Source organism: Streptomyces sp. SPB162 (assembly GCF_029504575.1).
Taxonomy (GTDB): Bacteria; Actinomycetota; Actinomycetes; order Streptomycetales; family Streptomycetaceae; genus Actinacidiphila.
On the sequence record NZ_JAQFII010000001.1, the window covers coordinates 1,594,753 to 1,612,402 of the forward strand.

At 68.7% G+C, this 17,650-nt stretch carries 13 protein-coding genes and 1 pseudogene; 3 read left to right on the forward strand and 11 right to left on the reverse strand.

Annotated features, from left to right (window positions below; genetic code table 11):
- Nucleotides 1–188 precede the first annotated feature (188 nt).
- Genes M2266_RS07450 through M2266_RS07460 form a run of 3 tightly spaced genes read left to right on the forward strand, consistent with a single transcriptional unit; the run spans nucleotide 189 to nucleotide 2,538 of the window.
- Entirely contained in the window at nucleotides 189–860 is a 672-nt protein-coding gene (locus M2266_RS07450) for a response regulator transcription factor (protein ID WP_269269365.1), read from the forward strand.
- A 54-nt stretch (nucleotides 861–914) separates the two neighbouring features.
- The gene (locus tag M2266_RS07455) at nucleotides 915–1,502 is read left to right on the forward strand and encodes a GNAT family protein (RefSeq protein WP_277437440.1); all 588 of its coding nucleotides are present in this window, start codon (nucleotides 915–917) and stop codon (nucleotides 1,500–1,502) included.
- Nucleotides 1,503–1,554: 52 nt separating this feature from the next.
- Nucleotides 1,555–2,538 (forward strand): sigma-70 family RNA polymerase sigma factor, encoded by a 984-nt coding sequence (locus M2266_RS07460; protein WP_277437441.1) that lies wholly within the window; start codon nucleotides 1,555–1,557, stop codon nucleotides 2,536–2,538.
- On the opposite strand, the gene M2266_RS07465 is transcribed toward M2266_RS07460, so the two are convergent.
- The 11 genes and pseudogenes from M2266_RS07465 to metH form a co-directional block, all read right to left on the reverse strand.
- Complete coding sequence (locus tag M2266_RS07465) at nucleotides 2,449–2,889, reverse strand: STAS domain-containing protein (protein ID WP_277437442.1); 441 nt, start codon at nucleotides 2,887–2,889, stop codon at nucleotides 2,449–2,451. The two genes, M2266_RS07460 and M2266_RS07465, sit on opposite strands and share 90 nt — an antisense overlap.
- Nucleotides 2,890–2,958: 69 nt before the next feature.
- Nucleotides 2,959–3,087: pseudogene (locus tag M2266_RS07470) on the reverse strand (MerR family transcriptional regulator); the annotation flags it as partial.
- A 180-nt stretch (nucleotides 3,088–3,267) separates the two neighbouring features.
- The gene (locus M2266_RS07475) at nucleotides 3,268–4,866 is read right to left on the reverse strand and encodes an ABC transporter substrate-binding protein (protein WP_277437443.1); all 1,599 of its coding nucleotides are present in this window, start codon (nucleotides 4,864–4,866) and stop codon (nucleotides 3,268–3,270) included.
- A 29-nt stretch (nucleotides 4,867–4,895) separates the two neighbouring features.
- Entirely contained in the window at nucleotides 4,896–6,497 is a 1,602-nt protein-coding gene (locus M2266_RS07480; RefSeq protein ID WP_277437444.1) for an ABC transporter substrate-binding protein, read from the reverse strand.
- A 110-nt stretch (nucleotides 6,498–6,607) separates the two neighbouring features.
- The gene (locus tag M2266_RS07485; protein WP_277437445.1) at nucleotides 6,608–7,948 is read right to left on the reverse strand and encodes an ABC transporter ATP-binding protein; all 1,341 of its coding nucleotides are present in this window, start codon (nucleotides 7,946–7,948) and stop codon (nucleotides 6,608–6,610) included.
- Complete coding sequence (locus M2266_RS07490) at nucleotides 7,932–8,993, reverse strand: ABC transporter ATP-binding protein (RefSeq protein WP_277437446.1); 1,062 nt, start codon at nucleotides 8,991–8,993, stop codon at nucleotides 7,932–7,934. The genes M2266_RS07485 and M2266_RS07490 overlap by 17 nt, the downstream gene beginning before the upstream one ends.
- Nucleotides 8,990–10,183 (reverse strand): ABC transporter permease, encoded by a 1,194-nt coding sequence (locus M2266_RS07495; protein WP_277437447.1) that lies wholly within the window; start codon nucleotides 10,181–10,183, stop codon nucleotides 8,990–8,992. Before M2266_RS07495 ends, M2266_RS07490 begins: the two co-directional genes overlap by 4 nt.
- Nucleotides 10,183–11,193: an ABC transporter permease gene (locus M2266_RS07500; protein ID WP_277437448.1), complete on the reverse strand. Its 1,011-nt coding sequence runs from the start codon at nucleotides 11,191–11,193 to the stop codon at nucleotides 10,183–10,185. Before M2266_RS07500 ends, M2266_RS07495 begins: the two co-directional genes overlap by 1 nt.
- Before the next feature lie 73 nt (nucleotides 11,194–11,266).
- Complete coding sequence (locus M2266_RS07505) at nucleotides 11,267–12,826, reverse strand: ABC transporter substrate-binding protein (protein ID WP_277437449.1); 1,560 nt, start codon at nucleotides 12,824–12,826, stop codon at nucleotides 11,267–11,269.
- A gap of 372 nt (nucleotides 12,827–13,198) precedes the next feature.
- The gene (locus tag M2266_RS07510) at nucleotides 13,199–13,900 is read right to left on the reverse strand and encodes an HAD family phosphatase (protein ID WP_277437450.1); all 702 of its coding nucleotides are present in this window, start codon (nucleotides 13,898–13,900) and stop codon (nucleotides 13,199–13,201) included.
- 141 nt (nucleotides 13,901–14,041) lie between these two features.
- Nucleotides 14,042–17,551: a methionine synthase gene (gene metH / locus M2266_RS07515; protein WP_277437451.1), complete on the reverse strand. Its 3,510-nt coding sequence runs from the start codon at nucleotides 17,549–17,551 to the stop codon at nucleotides 14,042–14,044.
- Between the last annotated feature and the right edge of the window lie 99 nt (nucleotides 17,552–17,650).

The window sequence follows — 17,650 nt, forward strand, 5'->3', positions numbered from 1 at the left end:
CCTGGTGGATCAGCGCGCGGCGTCAGATGCGGTGCATCGCACGGCGGAGGGGCGCCCGCATACAGGATGTATTCGGGCGTTCCGACAACGCGGCGAGGTGCCGTAGCCGTCGTCGGGCGCCCGCCAGGAATTACGGGACAGCCCTTAGGCAAGAATGGGGCGGGTCCGGCAACGACGAGGGAGATCTTGTGGCGATTCGCGTCCTACTGGTGGACGACCAGCCGCTGCTGCGTACCGGCTTCCGCATGATTCTGGAGGCTGAGCCGGACCTCGCCGTGATCGGTGAGGCCGGGGACGGCCAGCAGGCTCTGGACCAGGTGCGGGCGCTGCAGCCCGACGTGGTGCTGATGGACATCCGGATGCCGCGGATGGACGGGGTCGAGGCGACCCGCCAGATCACCGGCCCCGGGCGGGACGGACCGGCGAAGGTCCTGGTGCTGACCACCTTCGACCTGGACGAGTACGTGGTCGAGGCGCTGCGCGCCGGTGCCAGCGGTTTCCTGCTCAAGGACGCGCCGGCCGCCGAGCTGGTGCAGGCCATCCGGGTGGTCGCGGCGGGCGAGGCCATGCTGGCGCCCAGCATCACCCGCCGGCTGCTGGACAAGTACGCGGGGCGGCTGCCCTCCGGCGAGGACTCCGTGCCGCAGCCGCTGCACACCCTCACCGAGCGCGAGGTCGAGGTGCTGAAGCTGGTCGCCCGGGGGCTGTCGAACGCGGAGATCGCGGCGGAGCTGTTCGTCAGCGAGACGACCGTGAAGACGCATGTCGGCCACGTGCTGACCAAACTGGGCCTGCGCGACCGCGTCCAGGCGGCGGTGTACGCGTACGAGAGCGGGCTGGTGCGCCCCGGAGCGGGCTGAGTGGCCGGGGCGGCTGTCCTGACCGCGCCGCGGCCGGTGGGTAACGTCCCCGCCATGCAGACCACTCTTCACGGCGCCTCGGTCACGCTTCGTCCGGCCACGGCCGCGGACATCCCCGCGCTCACCGCGATCCGCTCGACGCCCGAGGTGTACGCGCGGTGGCGCGGCGATCTGGACGGCATGGCCGCGTCCATCGCCGAGGATTTCGCCGAGCGGGACACCGAGCACTTCGTCATCGAGTACGAGGGCCGGGTGGCGGGCGCGATCCAGTGGAGCGCCGAGGAGGAGCCGGACTACCGGCACGCGAACATCGACATCTACCTCGACCCCGCCTGGCACGGCCGCGGGCTCGGCACCGACGCCGTCCGCACCCTCGCCGGCCATCTGATCACCGGGCACGGGCACCACCGGCTGGTCATCGATCCGGCGGCCGACAACGCGGCCGCCATCCGCTGCTACACCAAGGCGGGATTCCGGCCGGTCGGCGTCATGCGCGACTACGAGCGCGGCCCGGACGGATCGTGGCACGACGGATTGATGATGGATCTGCTCGCCCGGGATCTTCCCACGGGTTCGCCCACCGGAGGAGGAAAACAGCAGGGTCGGAGCGATCCCGGGCCTGTTGTCAGACCCCCCGCCTAGGATCGGTCGCAACGGCTGGAGCTGACGGCCGACGGTCGACAAGGGGCCCCCGATGAGTGATCTCGCGGCAATGGACGGCGTGGCGTCGGAGCTGCAGCTGGAGCGGCACCGGGTGGAACTGACCGGCTACTGCTACCGGATGCTGGGATCGGCGTTCGAGTCGGAGGACGCCGTTCAGGAGACGATGGTCCGGGCGTGGCGGAGTTTCGACCGGTTCGAGGGCCGGGCGTCGCTGCGGTCGTGGCTGTACCGCATCGCGACGAACGTCTGTCTGGACATGCTCAAGGCGCGCGAGCGCCGGGCCCGCCCGATGGATCTGGCGTCCCCCGTCCCGTCCTCCTCGCCCCTGACCCCGGCGCTGCCGGAGGCGACGTGGATCGAGCCGATGCCGGACGCGCGGATGCTGCCCTCGGGCGGCGACCCGGCCGAGGTGGCCGCGCAGCGCGACTCGGTCCGGCTGGCGTTCGTCGCCGCGCTGCAGCACCTGGCGCCCCGGCAGCGCGCGGTGCTGATCCTGCGGGAGGTGCTGGCGTGGAAGGCCAGCGAGGTCGCCGAGCTGCTCGACACGACGGTGGCGTCGGTCAACAGCGCGCTGCAGCGGGCCCGTTCGGCGCTCGCCGCGGGCGACGTCACCGTCAGTGACCCGGCCCGGCCGATGGACGAGGCGCAGCGCGCCCTGCTGGCCCGCTACGTCGACGCCTTCGAGCGCTACGACCTGGACTCGCTCACCGAGCTGCTGCGTGAGGACGCGACGCTGTCGATGCCGCCGTACGAGCTGTGGTTCCGCGGTCCCGCGGATATCCGCGGCTGGATGTCGGGGACCGGCATAGGCTGCGCGGGCTCGCGGCTGCTGCCCGTGACGGCCAACGGCTCACCGGCCTTCGGCCAGTACCGGCCCAGCTCCGACGGCGGGCACGTGCCGTGGGCACTGCAGGTCATCGAGATTTCAGGGGACCGGATCACCGGGATCAACTCGTTCCTCGACACCGCGCACCTGTTTCCGCTGTTCGGGCTGCCTCCTCGGCTGGAGCCCTGAGGGCGGGGGACGTGACGGCTCCAGGGGCAGCACGTCCCGCAGCCCGGTCAGGGCCAGCAGGCCGCGCAGCCGGCCGCCGGCGTCGCGCAGCCGTATGCGGCTGCCCAGCCGGCGGGCGGTGAGCTGGAGCCGGGCCAGGGCTTCGACGGTGGCCGCGTCCGGGTCGGTGAGCGCGGCCACGTCGCAGGTCACCCAGCCGGGTTCCACGCCGTGCAGCCGGTTCCGCAGGCGTGCGCACAGTTCGGGGACGCGGGCGCGGGTGAGCGGGCCGGCCAGGACCCAGACGACCGCGTCCGGCTCCTGTTCCGGCCGCCCGCCGGGCCGCTCCGGCACCTCGTCGGCTGCACTCACCGTCGGCCTCCTGTCGTGGGCTTCTCTCACGACAGACCGGCCGGCGGGCCGGAACTCATCGCCGGCCGCGAGCCAGGCCACCAGCCCGGCCCGTTCCGGCTGCGCCGGATCGTAGAACCGGCAGCCGGTCAGCGGGTCGACGCGGGCGGGCGGCAACACTCCGAGTTCGTCGTACCGACGCAGCGTCTTCGGCGACAGGACGGCCGCGTGTCCGAACTCCCCGTCGTCAGCAGCACCGTGCTCGCCTCCTCCCGCCGGGCGGCGCGCCCGGCGGCCCCGATGCCGCGGTCTGCGCCGGGGTCAGGGTCCACCCGCTGCCCGTGGACAGCGCGACGGGCTCGGACGACCGTGTCGTCCGAGCCCGTCGCGGTGGCCTGATCAGCCCGTCACGCCGCGTCCCAGCTCCCAGAACTGGGTCGTGGAGGACGCGTTGAGGGTCCACTCGGTGCCCGTGATGTCCTTGCGGGCGGCGAGGTACTGCTTGCCCTGCCACAGCGGCAGCAGCGGCACGTCACCGGCGATGATCTTCTGCACCTGCGAGAAGTCGGAGAAGGTGGCGCTGCGCTGCGTCTTCTGCCGGGTGGCGTTGATCAGCTGGCTCTGGATGACCGGGTTCGCGTACGCCAGCTCCAGGAAGTTGTCCTTCGCGAGGAACGGCGAGACGTAGTTGTCCGGGTCCGGGAAGTCGGGGAACCAGCCCATCCCGTACACCTGGTACTGGTGCTTGCGCCCGCCGTCGGTGTACGAGTGCCAGTCGGAGACCGGCTGCAGCTTGATCTTGAACAGTCCGCTGGCGTCGAGCTGCTTCTTGAGCAGCTCGAACTCCTGCTTCGTCGCCTCGCCGTAGTGCTCGGTCGTGTAGGTGAGCGTCAGCTCGACCGGCGCGGTGATGTCGGCGTCCTTGAGGAGCTTGCGCGCCTTGGCCGCGTTCGGCTCGCCGTAGGCGTTGTAGAACGAGGTGGCGTGGGCGGTGATGCCCGCCGGGATCATGGAGTAGAGCGGCTCGGCGGTGCGCTTGTACACGTCGCGCGTGATGGCCTGCCGGTCCACGATCTGGGCGAAGGCCTCACGGACCGCCTTCTGCTTCACGACCGGGTCGGCCGTGTTGAAGACCAGGTAGCGGATCTCGGTGCCGGCGGTCTCGGTCAGCTTGACGTTGCCGGTGGTGCTGATGTTGAGACGGTTGAGCTGCTCCGGCGTCATCGTCCGGTTCATCACGTCGATGTCACCGGCCTCGAGCGCCTTCTCCATCTCCGTGGAGTTCTTGAAGAACTTGAGCTCGATCTTGCTGTTGTTGAGCTTGATCGTGCCCTTGTAGTGCGGGTTCTTCGTGAAGACCGCCGACTCGCCCTCCTTGAAGGACTCCAGCTGGTACGGCCCGGAGCCCGTCATGTCGAAGCCCGGGTGCTGCTTCTTCGCGTCGTACACCTTGCTGTCCACGATGGCCGCGGCGGGCGTGGCCAGCTTGTACGGGAAGGTGGCGTCGGGGTCCTTGAGGTGGAAGACCACCGTCGCGTCGTCCGGCGTCTCGACCTTGTCGATGTTGGTGAGAAGGCTGTAGGGGCCGTTCTCGTCCTTGATCGTGAGCATGCGGTCGATGGAGAACTTCACGTCCTTGGACGTGAGCGCGTGACCGTTGGAGAACTCCAGGCCGTCGCGCAGGGTGCAGCGGTACTGCTCGCCGACCCCATCGGCGAAGTGGCATTCCTTGGCGGCCTCGGGTTCCGGGTCCGTGCCGCTGCGCGGGTAGCGCAGCAGTGTCTGGAACGTGTTGTAGAAGACGTTCCAGGTCTGGATGTCGTAGCCCGTGACGGGGTCCAACGGCGCCGGTGCCTGCGTCGTGAGGTGGAACTCGTCGGTGGTGCCGAAGACGATCGCCTTGCCGTCGTCCCCACTGCCACTGCCGGATCCACAACCGGCGAGCACGGGCGTCATCAGACCCACGACTATCGGCAGCGCAAGCAGCTTGCGATTCATCCTCGACGTTCTCCCTATGTATGTGCTGATCAACGCGTCACACCCCGCCCGAGCTCCCAGAACTGGGTGGTGGTGGAGGAGTTGAGCGCCCATTCCACGCCGGTGATGTCACTGCGGGCAGCGATGTACTGCTTGCCCTGCCACAGTGGCAGCATCGGCACGTCCTGGGCGATGATCTTCTGAGCGGTCTCGAAATCAGTGATGGTGGCGCTGCGCTGGGACTGCTGGCGGGTCTGCGGGATCACCTCGCGCTGGATGACCTCGCTCTGGTAGGGCAGCTTGAGGAAGTTGCCCTGGTCGAAGAACGGCGCGATGTAGTTGTCCGGGTCCGGGAAGTCGGGCAGCCAGCTCAGAGCGTAGGCGGCGTACTTGTGCTTCTTCACCTCGGTGAGGAAGACCGTCCACTCCTCGCTCTTGAGCGTGACGTCGAACAGGCCGCTCGCGTCGAGCTGCGCCTTGATCGCCTCCGCCTCCTCCTTGTTGCTGGAGCCGGCGAGGTCCTTGCGGTACCAGTAGTCGAACGCGACCTTGTTGTCGATCCCGGCCGCGTGCAGGAGCGCCTTGGCCTTGACCGCGTTCGGGTCCCCGTAGGTCTTGAAGAACGAGTTGGCGTGCCCGGTGATGCCCACCGGGACCGGCGAGTACAACGGCTCGGCGGTCCGCTGGAAGACATCGCGGGTCAGCGCCTGGCGGTCCAGGACCTGGGCGACGGCCTGACGGACGGCCTTGGGCCGGACCGCCGGGTCCGTGGTGTCGAAGAACAGGTAGCGGGCCTCGGTGCCGGCCGCTTCGGTGAGCTTGACGTTCTCGCCGTCGCCCGCCTTGAGCAGCCGGTTGATCTGGTCGGGACGCATGGTGCGGGTGGCGACGTCGACGGTGCCCTTCCTGAGCTCCGCCTCCATCGTGTCCGCGGACGTGAACATCCGCAGCTCCACCTTGCTGTTGTTCAGCTTGAGGGAGCCCTGGTAACTCGTGTTCCCGGAGAAGACGGCCTTGTCGTCCTGCTTGAAGTCGTCCAGGGCGTAGGGGCCGGACCCGGCGATCTTGAAACCGTCGTACGGCTTGTCCGCGGGGTAGACCTCGCTGTCCACGATCGCCGCGGCGGGCGTGGCCAGCTTGAGCGGGAAGGTGGTGTCCGGTGCCTTCAGGTGGAAGATCACCGTCAGGTCGTCGGGCGCCTGCACGGTGGCGACGCCGGAGATCAGCGACGCGGGGCCGTTGTCACTGTTGATCTTCAGCATCCGGTCGACCGAGAACTTGACGTCCTCGGCCGTCAGGGCGTGGCCGTTGGAGAAACGGAGCCCCTTGCGGAGCGTGCACTTGTACACCTGCCCGACCTGGTCGCTGAAGCCGCACTGCTCCGCGGCGTCGGGTTCCGGGGTGGTACCGCTGCGCGGGTAGCGCAGCAGCATCTGGAAGGTGTTGTAGAAGACGTTCCACGTGGCGCTGTCGTACGACGTGGCCGGATCCAGGGGTGACGGGTTCTCCTTGGTCAGCTTGATGCTGTCCGTGGTCCCGACGACGATGGGCTTACCGCTGCTGTTACCGCCACTGCCCGAACCGCCGCAACCGGCGAGGGCGGGTGCGACGATGCCGACGAGCATCGCGGGCACCAGTAGCTTACGGTTCATCCTCGTCGTTCTCCCTCGGGTCCTTCAGTGCTCAGTCGGTCGGTCCTTACCGTTCCCGGGCGGGCGACGCGACGCCTGCGCCGCCCGCCACCGTGTAGGTGATGATGCGGTTATCCGCCGGATCCGGGGTACAGGTGGCAGGCCACTTGGACATCCGTTTCCGGCAGCAGGTTGAGCCGCGGGTCCTGTGATGGCGAGAACTCCACCACGGCCCGGCCGCCTTCGGCGTGCATCGTGATCACGCCCCGCCAGAAGGGCTCGCGCGGCTCGGCCGCCGAGGCCTCCTCACGGAGCCGGCGGAGGTATTCCAGCACATCTTCCGCGCTGTGGCCCTTGCCGGGGGCTACTGCGGCAGAAGTGACGCCTGATTCGGAGAGCGCGTCAAGATCGCCGAAGAGCGCCCGCTCCTTCCCCGCCTCCTCGGGCGACAGTTCCAGCCACCGGCGTTCCAGCAGGCCACGCAGGTCGCGCGCCTCCCAGCCGCAGCCGGCCAGGGCGACCGGGCAGCGGGGGTGGAAGGAGCAGCCGAGCGGCGGCTTGGCCGCGTCCGGAATCTCGCCGCGCAGCAGTTCGCGCTCGACGGCCAGGGTCGGGTCGGGCTCGGGGATCGCCGCCAGCAGCGCCTTGGTGTACGGGTGCTTGGGGTCGGCGAAGACCTCCGCGGTGGGCCCGTACTCCACGATCCGGCCGAGGTACATGATCGCGATGGTGTCGCAGAAGAACTTCGCGCTGGCCAGATCGTGCGTCACGTAGACGTACGTCAGGTCCAGGTCCCGCTTGAGGTCCAGCATCAGCTGCAGGATCTTGGCGCGGACGCTCATGTCGAGCATGGAGATCGGCTCGTCGGCGACGAGGAGTTCCGGCTCGGCGATGATCGCGCGGGCCAGCACGGCCCGCTGCTTCTGGCCGCCGGAGAGGTCACCGGGGAACTTCGTCAGGTACCGCTCGGGAGGGGTCAGGCCGACCCGCTCCATGGCGTCGATGACCTTGGCGTCGTACTCCGCGTCGCTGCTCACCAGGTTGTGGATGCGCAGCGGGTGGCCGACGGCGGTGCGGATGTCCATCGCCGGGTTGAGCGAGGCGTGCGGGTCCTGGAAGACCATCTGCAGCTTGCGGCGCAGCGGCCGCATCTTGCGCTCGCCGAACTCGGTGATGTCCTCGCCGCGGTAGCGGATGGTGCCGCCGGTGGCGCGGTTCATGCCGAGCAGGGTGCGGCCGAGGGTGGTCTTGCCGGAGCCGGACTCACCGACCAGGCCGAGTACCTCGCCCTTGCGCAGCTTCAGGTTCACGCCGTCGACGGCCTTGACCGCGCCGGCCGTCTTGCCGGCGAGCCGGCCGAAGACGTTGCCCCGCATGCCGAAGTGGACCTCGAGGTCCTCCATCTCGACCAGCGTCTCGCGGTCGTCGAGTGCCACGACGCCGCTTGCTTCTGTATCAGGCTTCGTCAGCAACGCTGATCTCCTTCACGGCGGCGAGCGGCTCGCGCCCACCCGTTCCCAACTCGTCGGCCATCGAGGGGTCGACCTCGATCGCCTGCTGCCAGCAGACGCTGTGCACGCCGGACGGCAGGACCACCTCGGGCGGCTCCACCTTCGCGCATCCCTGCATCGCCACCGGGCAGCGCGGGCTGAACCGGCAACCCTCCGGGGGGACCACCAGGTCCGGGGGGCTTCCCGGGATGAAGTGCAGTCCGGTGGTGGAGAGCGAGATCGTGGAGCGGAGCAGCTCCTTGGTGTACGGGTGCTGCGGGTTGGCGAACACTTCGCGGGCATCGCCCTGTTCGACGATGTGGCCCGCGTACATCACCGCGACCCGGTCGCACGCTTCGGCGACGATACCGAGGTTGTGGGTGATCAGCACAAGGGATGTGTCGAAGTTCTTGCGCAAATCAGCAAGGATTTTGATGATCTGTGCCTCGACGAGGACGTCGAGCGCGGTGGTGGGCTCGTCCGCGACGATGAACGCCGGACGCAGCACGAGGGCCAGCGCGATCATGATGCGCTGGCGCATACCGCCCGAGAACTCGTGGGGGTAGCTCTCGTACCGGCTGGCCGGGATGCCCATGCCGGCCAGCGCCTCGAGAGCGCGCTCGCGCAGCTCCTTCTTCGAGAGGTCCTTGTGGTGCGTGTGCAGGGCCTCCTCGAAGTGCTGGGAGATCCGCATCAGCGGGTTCAGCCGGGTCATCGGCTCCTGGAAGATCAGCCCCAGGTCCGGGCCGCGGAGCTTCTGCAGCTCCTTGGCCGGCAGGCCGACCAGGTTGCGGCCCTTGCCGCCCTTGCTGTTCAGGATCACTTCACCGTCGACGGAGGCGACGGTGGGCGCCAGGCCCAGGACGCCGCGGCCGAGGGTGGACTTGCCGCAGCCGGACTCGCCGACCAGGCCGAGGGTCTCGCCGGGGCGGACGTCGAAGCTGACGCCGTCGACGGCGCGGACCGGTCCGCGCTCGGTGCCGTACCAGACACGCAGGTCGCGTACGGAAAGAACGGGTTCGGTCATTTCGCGGCCTCCCCTTCTTCTGCAGATTCTGCGGTGGCGGCCTCCGCGGTGGCGGTGTCCGGAGTGACGGCCTTCGCGGTGACGGCCTTCTCGACGACGGGCTTCGCGGTGACGGGCTTCGCGGTGACGGGCTTGGACGCGACGGCCTGCGCGGGTACGTCGACGGCGCTCGGCGCGGTGACGACGCGGCGCCGGCTGAACGCCGGCAGCAGCACCTTGGTGATGCGGCGGCGGCGCATGGTGGGGTTGAGGACGTCGTTGAGGCCCTCGCCGAGCAGCGTGAAGCCGAGGATGGCGATCACCATGGCGGCGCCCGGGTAGACCGTGGTCCACCACATGCCGGCGTTGACGTCGTCGATCGCGCGGTCGAGGTCGTAGCCCCACTCGGCGGCGTCGGTGGGCTGGATGCCGAGGCCCAGGAAGCCCAGACCGGCCAGCGTGCCGATGGCGTCGGCGGCGTTCATCGTGCCGATGACGGGCACCGACTGGATGACGTTGCCGAACAGGTACTTGCGGATCACCACGGACGGCTTGGCACCCATCGCGCGGGCCGCCTCCACGAAGGTGGCCTCACGGGCGGACAGCGCCGAGGCGCGGACCACCCGGAAGTACTGCGGGATGTAGACCACGGTGATCGACAGCGCGGCCGTCACCACGCCGCCGCCGGTGATGCCGGAGAAGACGAAGCCGGTCACGATGGCGAGCAGCAGGTACGGGAACGCGAAGAGCGCGTCCATCACCAGCACCAGGATGCGGTCGAGCCAGCCGCCGAAGTAGCCCGACAGGAGGCCCAGGAGGACCCCCAGGACGAGCGAGAAGACGACGGCGAGGACCATGACCTCCAGCGCCGTGCGGGCGCCGTAGACGGTCCGGGAGACCACGTCCAGACTCTGCACGGTGGTGCCGAACCAGTGGTCGCCGTCCGGCGCGCCCTGCTTCGGGAAGTTCTTGCCGTCGGCCTGGTACGTGTCGAAGTTGTACGGCGCGATCAGCGGCGCGAAGACCGCGGTGATCACGAAGAGCGCCGTGAGGGCCGCGCCGGTCCACAGCATGAACTTGGGCACGCCGTGGGCCTGCCGGACGGCGATCACGATGCGTCGCAGACCGCCGAAGCGGACGGACTTTCCGGGGCTCGGAGCCTTGGGTGTGATCTCCGGGTCCAGCGGAACGGGGAGCGTTGTCTGGGTCATCAGTACCGCACCCTCGGGTCGATCAGCGCGTTGACGAAGTCGATCAGCATGCTGATCGCGACGACGACGAGGGCGAAGACGGTGACGATGCCCTGGACGGCGACGTAGTCGCGCTGGGTGATGTAGTCGATGAGCTGGCGGCCGATACCGGGCCAGCTGAAGATCTTCTCGGTGAGGACCGCACCGCTGAGCAGCATCGCGACCTGCAGACCGAGGACCGTGATCACCGGGACCATGGCGTTGCGGAAGGCGTGCCGTCCGACGACGGCGCCCTCCTTCACACCGCGGGCGCGGGCCGCCTCGATGTAGTCGCCCTGCAGCGACTGGATCAGGTTGATGCGGATCATGCGGATGAAGACACCGACGATGATCAGGCCGAGCGCGACCGAGGGCAGGACCAGGTGGGTGGCGATGTCGCTCACCGCGTCCCAGTCCCCCGCGATCATGGCGTCCACGATGAGGATGTGGGTCTGGGTCGGCACGTTCAGCTGCACCAGCGGCGAGGCCTGGCCGGAGGTGGCGCCGAACGCCAGCATCAGCATCGGTCCGGCGACGGTGACCGGCACGGCGTAGCTGAGGATGCCGAAGAGCCGGCCGCCCACGTCGATCGCGCTGTCCCGCAGCCGGCCCGCGAGCAGGCCCACCGGGATGCCGATGACGGTCGCGAAGACCAGGGCCCCGAAGGTCAGGGTGAGGGTGGCGCCGCCGTTCTCGATGATGATGTCACGCACGCTGCGGCGGTCCGAGAACGTGGTGCCGAAGTTCAGGGTGACGACGGACTTCAGGTAGTCCCAGAACTGCTGGTACAGCGGGGCGTCGAAGCCCGCGGCATGCTTTCGCGCGGCGAGTTCCGCCGCGTTGAGCTTGCCGCCCTGGGAGGCCGAAATGGGGTCACCGGGGGCCACCCGCATCAGGACGAAGACCATCACCAGCAGGATGAGGACCATGGGTATGGCGAGCGCGATCCTGATGAGGATGTAGCGGCGCAGTGACCCGGACTGCTTGCTCATGAGGGGGTGTCTTTCTTAGCCGGAGTGGCGGCCGGCCCGCGGGGGAGCTGCTCCCCCGCGGGCCGGCCGGCCGTCACTTGCCCGTCGAGAGTTCGTAGAAGCGGAACATCGTCGGGTCCAGCGCCTTTTCCACGCCGGTCACACCGTCACGCACGACAGCGGTCTGCTTGCCCTGCCAGATCGGGATGATCGGAGCGTCCTCGGCGACGATCTTCTGGATCTCGGCGAAGGCCTCGTTGCGCACCTTCGGGTCGGCGGAGCCCTGCTCCTTGACCAGCAGTTCCTGGATCTGCGGGCTGTCGTAGCCCGTGCCCAGGAACGGCGACTTGCTCAGGAACGGCGACACGTCGTTGTCGGCGTCCGGCAGGTCGGGGAACCAGCCGATCATGTAGGAGGCGTAGCTGCCCGCCTTCTCGTCCTTCTGGTACTGCTGCCACTCGGTCGAGCTCAACTTGACGTTGAACAGGCCGGAGGCGTCCAGCTGACGCTTGATCGCGGTGGCCTCGTCGGCGGCCGCGGCACCGTAGTGGCTCGGCGTCCAGGTGTAGTTCAGCGCGACCGGCGTGGTGATGCCGGCGGCCTTCAGGATGTCGGCGGCCTTCTGCTTGTCGGGCGTGCCGTACTTGTCCTTGAACGCCTCGGTGTGACCGTCGATGCCGTTGCCGACCATCGAGTAGAGCGGGGCGACGGTGCCGTTGTAGGCGTCCTTCGCGATGCCCTCGCGGTCGATGACCTGCGCGACGGCCTGACGGACCGCCTTCTGGTCCGACGGCTTCACCTTCGCGTGGAAGACGAAGTAGCGCTTCTCCGTGCCGGTGCCCTCGACGACCTTGACGCCCTTGGTCGTCTTCAGGTCGGCGGTGTCGGTCGGCGACAGGGTGCGGAAGGCCGCGTTGACGGTGCCGTTCTTGACGGCCGCCTTCAGCCCCGACGGCTCGGCGAAGTACTGCAGCACGAACTGGTCGTTCTGCGCCTTGACCGGGCCGCTGTACTTCGCGTTGACCTTGAAGGAGGCCTGCTGCTTCGCGGTGTACTTGTCCAGGGTGTACGGGCCGGAGCCGATCACCTTGGTGCCCGCGAGGAGCTTGTCGGCCGGGAAGGTCTTCTCGTCGACGATCGCACCGGCGTCGGTGGCGAGCACCGACGGGAAGGTGGAGTCCGCGCTCTTCAGGTGGAAGACCACCTGGTCCGCGCCCTTGGCCTCGGTCGACTCCAGCGTGCCGAAGAGGCTCGAAGGACCGTTCGGGTCCGCGATCTTCAGCATGCGGTCGAACGAGAACTTGACGCTGGCCGCGGTCAGCTTGTCACCGTTGGAGAACTGAAGACCGGACTGCAGGGTGCAGGTGTAGGTCTTCAGGTCGGTGAAAGCACACGACTTGGCCGCGTCGGGCTCCGGCTTGGTGCCGCCCGTCGGGAAGCGCATCACCTTCTGGTAAACGCTGTCGATGACCTCCCAGGAGCCGTAGTCGTACGCTCCCGCGGGGTCGAGTGACGACACGGAGTCGATGGTCCCGACGATCACGGCGCCCTTGCTGCCGGACGCCGAATTGTCCTTGTTGCCACCGCACGCGGTCACACCGACGGCCAGGAAGGCCACGGCAGCTGCGGCGACGACACGCTTAGTACGTGACATCTAGTGATTCCCCTTGCTCAAATGCCGATCGTTCGATTCGGCATTGACCAGTCAGGACACTAGTGGGAACGCTCTACTCCGCTAGAACACGAAGAAGTTGAGGCAAAATCACATCCCGATAACGGCACTGCGAGTACCGATATGCGGACGATGGAACGATCCGCCCCTCTGTGTCGCAACCCGGACACAACGTCGCGTTTTCTGCGTCGTTTTCCCCGAACGGATCATGCGTATGCCTACCTGTCGACCAACTGACGAGTGACAAAAATCACGCCGTGAAAAATCGGGCAGGTCGGAATTCGGCCAACGCATTCGTTACGCGGAATGAGCGGGCAGACGCCCAGAGTTTCCGAACTATTCAACGGCGTACGCTCAGTGAACAGGCGCATTCAGAGAGCGCAGAAAAGGCACGCTCAGCTGCTCCAGGGAGCGCACCACGGTGCGCCCGGGAGCCGCCTCGATCGGGGCGATCGAGGGCACCGCGACCACGTGGCAGCCCGCCGCCTCGGCGGAGGCCACCCCGGTCGGTGTGTCCTCCACGACCACGCAGCGGGCCGGCTCGGCACCGAGCCGTGCGGCGGCGAGCAGGTACGGGTCCGGGAACGGCTTCGTGCGGGCGATCTCGTCCCCGGCGAGGGTGAACGCGAAGTGTTCCGCGCCGAGCGAGCGCAGCACCGAGTCGATGATGTGCCGGTGCGAGGCGGACACCAGCGCGGTGGGCACCTGGTGCGCGGCGAGCTCCGTCAGCAGCCGCCGGGCGCCGGGCATCAGCGGCACGCCCCGGGCGATCAGCTGGACGAAGCGCGCGTTGACCGCGGCCGACAGCTCCAGCAGCGTCGCGTCGGCACCCGTGACGGTCATCAGGTGGCCCAGACTGCGGGCCATGGGCCCGCCGACCACCACGGCACGGTGTTCGGCCGCCAGGACGTGGCCCAGGGCCGCGAAGACCTCCACCTCGGCGGCCCACCAGATGTCCTCGGTGTCGACCAGGGTGCCGTCCATGTCGAGGAGCACGGCCTGCAGCCCGCGGCCTTGGGCCGGACGGGTGTCGACGGCGGGAATGCTACTGGTCATGCGCACCACTCCTCAGCTGGTCCAGGGGGCACAAAGGCCGGTCACGGCACTCTCCGATCGGAGTGCTGCGACCGGCCCGTGCCGGACCGTCCAGTGTACGGCTCATGGCCGACACACGCTTGACAGGAGCCCAACGGGCGCCTAACGGGCGTTGAAGTACTTCGCCTCGGGGTGGTGGATGACGATGGCGTCGGTGGACTGCTCCGGGTGCAGCTGGAACTCCTCCGAGAGCTTCACACCGATCCGCTCGGGCTCCAGCAGCTCCGCGATCTTCGCCCGGTCCTCCAGGTCGGGGCAGGCCCCGTAGCCGAGCGAGAAGCGCGCGCCCCGGTACTTCAGGGCGAACATGTCCTCGACCTCGTTCGGGTCCTCAGCAGCGAAGCCCAGCTCGCTGCGGACCCGCGCGTGCCAGTACTCGGCCATGGCCTCGGCGAGCTGGACGGACAGCCCGTGCAGCTCCATGTACTCGCGGTAGGCATTGGCGGCGAAGAGCTCGGCCGTGGCCTCCCCGATCCGGCTGCCGACCGTCACGACCTGCAGACCCACGACGTCGATCTCGCCGGAGTCCTCCGGGCGGAAGAAGTCCGCCAGGCACAGCCGGCGGCCGCGGCGCTGGCGCGGGAAGGTGAAGCGGGTGCGCTCGCTGCCGTCGTCGTTGAGGAGGATCAGGTCGTCGCCCTTGGACACGCACGGGTAGTAGCCGTAGACGACGGCCGCTTCCAGCAGGCCGTCGGTCTGCAGCCGGTCCAGCAGACCACGCAGCCGGGGCCGGCCCTCGGTCTCCACCAGCTCCTCGTACGTCGCGCCCCCGGCGCGGGCCTCCTTCAGACCCCACTGGCCCTTGAAGAGCGCGCCCTCGTCGACCCAGGACGCGTAGTCCTTGAGCGGGATCCCCTTGATCACCCGGCTGCCCCAGAACGGCGGTGTCGGAATCGGGTTGGTCACGGACACGTCCGAACGGATCTGCCCGAGGTTGACCTCGGGCTCCTCCTCCACGACGCTCTCTCGCTTGGCCACCCGGCGCTGCTTGAGCTCCGGCAGGACCGCTCCGGGGACGCCGCGTTTGACGGCGATCAGGGCGTCCATCAGCCGCAGGCCCTCGAAGGCGTCGCGGGCGTAGCGGACCTCGCCTTCGTAGATCTCGTGCAGGTCCTGCTCGACGTAGGCGCGGGTCAGGGCGGCGCCACCCAGGATGACGGGGTAGTCGGCGGCCATCTTGCGCTGGTTGAGCTCCTGCAGGTTCTCCTTCATGATCACGGTGGACTTCACGAGGAGCCCGGACATGCCGATCACGTCGGCCTTGTGCTCGGTGGCCGCGTCCAGGATCGCCGCGACGGGCTGCTTGATGCCCAGGTTCACGACGTTGTAGCCGTTGTTCGACAGGATGATGTCGACGAGGTTCTTGCCGATGTCATGCACGTCCCCGCGCACGGTGGCCAGCACGATCGTGCCCTTGCCGTCGGCGTCGGACTTCTCCATGTGCGGTTCGAGGTAGGCGACCGCGGTCTTCATGACCTCGGCGGACTGCAGCACGAACGGCAACTGCATCTGCCCCGACCCGAACAGCTCCCCGACGACCTTCATACCCTCCAGCAGCGTGTCGTTGACGATCGCCAGCGCGGGACGGGTTTCGAGGGCCTCGTCGAGGTCCCGGTCCAGGCCGTTCTTCTCGCCGTCGATGATTCGCCGCTGCAACCGCTCGTCCAGCGGCAGCGCGGCCAACTCCTCCGCACGGCCCGCCTTGACCGACTTCATGTCGACACCCTCGAAGAGCTCGAGGTACTTCTGCAGCGGGTCGTACCCCTCGCTGCGCCGGTCGTAGATCAGGTCCAGGGCCACATCACGCTGCTCCTCGGAGAGCCGCGCGATCGGAAGGATCTTGCTGGCGTGCACGATCGCGGAGTCCAGGCCGGCTTCGACGCACTCGTTGAGGAAGACGGAGTTCAGCACGACGCGCGCGGCCGGGTTGAGGCCGAAGGAGATGTTCGACAGACCCAGCGTCGTCTGCACCAGCGGGTGGCGGCGCTTCAGCTCGCGGATCGCCTCAATGGTGGCCAGGCCGTCCTTGCGGGACTCCTCCTGGCCGGTGGCGATGGTGAAGGTCAGGCAGTCGATGAGGATGTCGGATTCGAGGATGCCCCAGTTGGTGGTCAGGTCCTCGATCAGCCGCTCGGCGATGGCGACCTTGTGCTCGGGGGTGCGGGCCTGGCCCTGCTCGTCGATGGTCAGCGCGATCAGGGCGGCGCCGTGCTCCGCGGCCAGCGCCGTGATCTGCGCGAACCGGGACTCGGGTCCGTCGCCGTCCTCGTAGTTGACGGAGTTGATGACCGCCCGGCCACCGAGCTTCTCCAGCCCCGCCCGCAGCACCGGGACCTCGGTGGAGTCCAGCACGATCGGCAACGTCGACGCAGTCGCGAAGCGGCCGGCGATCTCCGCCATGTCCGCCGCGCCGTCACGGCCGACGTAGTCCACACACAGGTCCAGCAGGTGCGCGCCCTCGCGGATCTGGTCGCGGGCCATCTCCACGCAGTCGTCCCAGCGGCCCTCCAACATCGCCTCACGGAACTTCTTCGACCCGTTGGCGTTCGTCCGCTCACCAATCGCCAGGTAGGAGGTGTCCTGCCGGAACGGGACGGTCTGGTAGAGCGAGGCGGCGCCCGGCTCGGGGCGCGGGCTGCGCGGTGCCAGGTCCAGGCCCCGCACGCGCTCCACCACCTGCCGCAGATGCTCCGGCGTCGTCCCGCAGCACCCACCCACCAGCGACAACCCGTACTCCCGCACGAACGTCTCATGCGCGTCCGCCAGCTCCTGCGGCGACAACGGGTAGTGCGCCCCGTCCTTACCCAGCACCGGCAGCCCCGCGTTGGGCATGCAGGAGACCTGGGTGCGGGCGTGCCGGGCGAGGTAGCGCAGGTGCTCGCTCATCTCGGCCGGACCGGTGGCGCAGTTCAAGCCGATCATGTCGATGCCCAGCGGCTCCAGCGCCGTCAGCGCCGCGCCGATCTCGGAACCGAGCAGCATCGTGCCCGTCGTCTCGACGGTCACGGAGCAGATCAGCGGCAGGCTGAGGCCGGCCGCCGTGAGGGCCCGGCGGGCGCCGACGACCGAGGCCTTGGTCTGCAGCAGGTCCTGGGTGGTCTCCACCAGGATCGCGTCCGCGCCGCCGGCGATCAGACCGGCCACGTTCTCCTCGTACGCGTCGCGCAGGGCGGCGTAGGGGGCGTGGCCGAGGGTCGGGAGCTTGGTGCCGGGGCCGACGGAGCCGAGCACCCAGCGCGGCCGGTCGGGCGTGGCGAAACCGTCCGCGACCTCACGGGCCAGCCGGGCACCGGCTTCGGCGAGCTCGAAGATGCGCTCGGGGATGTCGTACTCGCCGAGCGCGGCGAGGTTGGTGCCGAAGGTGTTGGTCTCGACGCAGTCCACACCCGCCGCGAAGTACTCCTCGTGCACCGACCGGACGATGTCGGGCCGGGTGATGTTCAGGATCTCGTTGCAGCCCTCCAGGTCCTGGAAGTCCTCGAGGGTGGGGTCCTGGGCTTGGAGCATGGTGCCCATCGCACCGTCGGCCACCACCACCCTGGTGGCGAACGCCTGACGCAGAGCGTCGGCTCGGGCTTGGCTGGCGAGGGTGGAGGAGGACTGCGGGGCCATGGATGTACTCCCAGAGGTGCGACGGCTGTCGGCTTTGCGTGCCCGGCCAGGGTAGCGGGCGCGGTGCGCGCGCCTCGAAAGAGTTCCGAGGGGTGGACG

Bases quoted from the DNA above. Each gene is read 5' to 3' on its own strand.
- M2266_RS07475 (WP_277437443.1), bottom strand. From the start codon at position 4,866: ATGAATCGCAAGCTGCTTGCGCTGCCGATAGTCGTGGGTCTGATGACG.
- M2266_RS07460 (WP_277437441.1), top strand. From the start codon at position 1,555: ATGAGTGATCTCGCGGCAATGGACGGCGTGGCGTCGGAGCTGCAGCTG.
- M2266_RS07495 (WP_277437447.1), bottom strand. From the start codon at position 10,183: ATGACCCAGACAACGCTCCCCGTTCCGCTGGACCCGGAGATCACACCC.
- metH (WP_277437451.1), bottom strand. From the start codon at position 17,551: ATGGCCCCGCAGTCCTCCTCCACCCTCGCCAGCCAAGCCCGAGCCGAC.
- M2266_RS07500 (WP_277437448.1), bottom strand. From the start codon at position 11,193: ATGAGCAAGCAGTCCGGGTCACTGCGCCGCTACATCCTCATCAGGATC.
- M2266_RS07480 (WP_277437444.1), bottom strand. From the start codon at position 6,497: ATGAACCGTAAGCTACTGGTGCCCGCGATGCTCGTCGGCATCGTCGCA.
- M2266_RS07455 (WP_277437440.1), top strand. From the start codon at position 915: ATGCAGACCACTCTTCACGGCGCCTCGGTCACGCTTCGTCCGGCCACG.
- M2266_RS07510 (WP_277437450.1), bottom strand. From the start codon at position 13,900: ATGACCAGTAGCATTCCCGCCGTCGACACCCGTCCGGCCCAAGGCCGC.
- M2266_RS07505 (WP_277437449.1), bottom strand. From the start codon at position 12,826: ATGTCACGTACTAAGCGTGTCGTCGCCGCAGCTGCCGTGGCCTTCCTG.
- M2266_RS07490 (WP_277437446.1), bottom strand. From the start codon at position 8,993: ATGACCGAACCCGTTCTTTCCGTACGCGACCTGCGTGTCTGGTACGGC.